Annotated in this window: 2 protein-coding genes and 2 pseudogenes; all 4 read right to left on the bottom strand. The window is 71.1% G+C overall.

Translation table 11 applies throughout. The features are described 5' to 3' along the window. Window positions 1-418 (bottom strand): annotated as a pseudogene (locus VF697_RS00240) (serine/threonine protein kinase); the annotation flags it as partial. Window positions 419-430: 12 nt separating this feature from the next. Beyond that, window positions 431-1,318, bottom strand: coding sequence for a DUF2381 family protein (locus tag VF697_RS00245; protein WP_331091045.1), 888 nt, complete (start codon window positions 1,316-1,318; stop codon window positions 431-433). 158 nt (window positions 1,319-1,476) lie between these two features. Beyond that, window positions 1,477-2,628, bottom strand: a complete 1,152-nt coding sequence (locus VF697_RS00250; RefSeq protein WP_331091043.1) for a glycosyltransferase family 1 protein — start codon at window positions 2,626-2,628, stop codon at window positions 1,477-1,479. Continuing rightward, a pseudogene (locus VF697_RS00255) lies at window positions 2,625-2,908 on the bottom strand (hypothetical protein); the annotation flags it as partial. The pseudogene VF697_RS00255 and the gene VF697_RS00250, both read right to left, overlap by 4 nt.

Below are 2,908 nucleotides of genomic sequence, written 5' to 3' on the forward strand. Positions count from 1 at the left end.
CGTCGCTGAAGGTATCCACCAGCCGGGCGGCCTCGTGGTGCGTCCTCCAGCGCCATTCGTGCCAGGAGTCCCCGTCCACGAAGTCGGTGACGAGGAAGGGGTAGCCCTTGGTGGGGTTGGGCCAGGAGTCCACCGCGTACAGGCGCAGCAGATTGGGGTGCGAGGCGTAGATGAAGAGCGCCGCCGCCTCGCGCGCCAGCTTGCGGTAGGCGCTCCTCTCCTCCACGTACTCCGCCTCGGGGAGCGCTTCCCGGGAGTCGGACAGGGGGCGCAGCGCCATCTTCATGGAGTAGAAAACGCCCTCGCGCTCCACCTTGAAGACGCGGGAGGAGCCTCCACCGCCCAGCACCTGCACGATGCGCCAGGCCCCCACGGTATGGCCGGGTTGGAGGTGATCCGGATGCAAGGCTTCCGTCATGGGCTGGCCCTCCTAGAGCACCACGTCGAGGATGGGGAGGCGCCGGCTGCCGCCCTCGTCGAGTAGCTCGAGGTGCAGGACTTCGCCAGCCTTCCAGGAGGGCGCCTCCGTCTCCACCGCCACGAGGCCCTCCTCACCGGGCGCGAGCTGCGCCCTGTTCATCTCCACGGAGCGCACCTTCACGGGGGTGCCGTCCTTCTGGGTGAGCCGCGCCGCCCCTGGCTTCCAGGGCTTTTGCCCCGGAAGGTTGCGCACACGGACGACGGCGAGCGCCCAGGACCCAGCGCGATACCCCTCACCGTCTGCCACCTTCAGCCCACCCTGGGGGCCGCTGGAGGCCTGCACGAAGGAGCGGGCCCTCACCCCCTTCAGGTCGAGCCGCCCCGAAAACACCAGCCCGGCCGGCCCGTTCACTGCCTTGAGCGCCGCGAGTTCTGCCTCCTTCTCCGCCAGCGCCGCCTCCACTGTCTCGACGGTGTGCAGGCGGCGCACCACCTCCACCCGGGTGTCCACCAACGTGGGGTGAGAGACGAGGGCGACGGTGGCATACGCGGGGGTGGACCCGTCCTTGTAACGCACCCGCACCACCAGCCGCTCCCCCGCCCCAGGCGCCACGAGTGGCTCGAGGTAGAGGGTGCGCTCGCCCGGATCCACCAGCCGAAAGCGCGTCTCCCGCTCCGGCACTTCCACCGAGGCCCGGTCAATGGGGGCGTCGAAGACGAGGGTGGTGGCGACGTTGGCCGCCACCCGTACCTCTGGCACCAGCTCGTTTGGGCTGCTGCGGACAACGACTTGCCGTTGCTGCTGCTCGCGGGCCGGGAACTGGGGTTGCGCTGCCGCCGATGCACCTACGGACAGAGCGAGAAGAACCAGGAGGACAAGGGACGATGGTAGTGCCAGGGTGGAGAACCTTTCCGGTCCACCCTAGCAGACGTCTGAGGCAGGACGACCCGCCCCACGGCAACGTCGATCGACTGGATTTTGATTACATCAAACCACATCACTTCTAGTCGACTAGAAGTGACCTACAGTTTGTTGGCGTGCCGGGTAACGTTTCCTTACCCAGCAAGTCGGCGGTAGGTGTCGAGGATGATGCGCGCGTGGTTCGTCCAGGAGTAGCCGCGCCCGCGTGTGATGCGCTGGCTCCGCCCCGCGTCGGGCTCGGTTGACTCCAGCACGCGGTGTACCGCCTCCGTCCACGCGCCGATGTCTCCCACCGGGGCGTAGGTGACGACGTCGCCGCCCACCTCGCGCAGCACCGGCAGGTCGCTCGCCACCACGGGTGCACCGCAGGCCAGGGCCTCGATGACGGGCAGCCCGAAGCCCTCCGCCTCGCTCGTCACCAGCACCCCCCGGGCCCGCCGGTACAGCCCCGCCAGCGTCGCCCGGTCCAGCTTCGGCGGTTGCAGCAGGGCGTCGCCGAGGCCGAGCCGCGCCACCTGGGCCCGCTGCGTCTCGTTCAACGCCGCTCCCTGCTGCACCAGTCGCAGCTCCGGGTGCTGGCGGCGCAGCGCCGCGAAGACCTCGAGGAGCACGTCCACGCGCTTGCGGGGAATGCTACTGCCGACGTGCAGCACGTAGGGCCGGCCTCCCAGGGGACGCAGCACCTCGTCGCTCGTGTCTCCGGGCACCGGCTCGGGGCCGAACTCCGGCGAGACCCCCAGCGGGGCGTGCACCAGCCGCTCCGGGGGCACCAGCCCGTGGCGCAGCAGCTCGTCGCGCACCGCGCCCGTGCTGTGGAATACCACCGCAGCCCGTTGCATCCCCTTGAGCGTGGCCCAGGCCATCGCCCGGAACCACGCCGGCCGCGGCTCCTTCTCCGGCTCGATGAGGCTCCGGAAGGCGTCCAGGTCATGGCAGTACACGCCCGTGCGCTCGGGGGGCAGCAGGTGCACGAGCTGCGCGTACGTGTGGTCCACCACGTGGTAGGCGTCCTGCCCTCGCGTGCGCACCGCCGCCCGCGCCGGGTACGCGAGGAAGCGCGTGAGCAGCCGGTCCACGTTGAGCGCCTGCTTGCGCTCGCCCAGCACGGGCAGTCGTCGCGCCAGGGGCACCATCCTCGGGCGCACCGACGTCACCCACACCGAGTCCGCCAGCGGGCCGTGGAATTGCTCGTGCAGGGCCTCGCCCGCGAGGTCCATGCTCGGCCACCCCTCCTCCAGTGGGTCCATCAGCAACGCCAGGCGCAGCGGGACTCCAGGGGTGCTCATGCGTCCTCCACCAGGCGCGCGCGGGCCCGCTTCAGCAGCACGTCCACCGTGTGCGGGAGCGAGAAGTTCTCCGCGTAGAAGTCGGCCGCGCGCCGGCCCAGCCCGGCCCATGTCTCTGGCGCGGACAGCAGGGCCTCGGCGGCCTCGCGCACCGAGGCGCCCGTGGGCTCGGGCGCCAGGGCGAGCGCCCGGGAGTCGCGCCACAGGGGCTCGGTGGCCGCGCCGGCGTTGGACACCAGCGGCACGCCCAGCCCCAGGGCCGCCATGGCGCTGCTGCGCC

The organism is Archangium sp. (assembly GCF_036388035.1).
GTDB lineage: Bacteria > Myxococcota > Myxococcia > Myxococcales > Myxococcaceae > Archangium.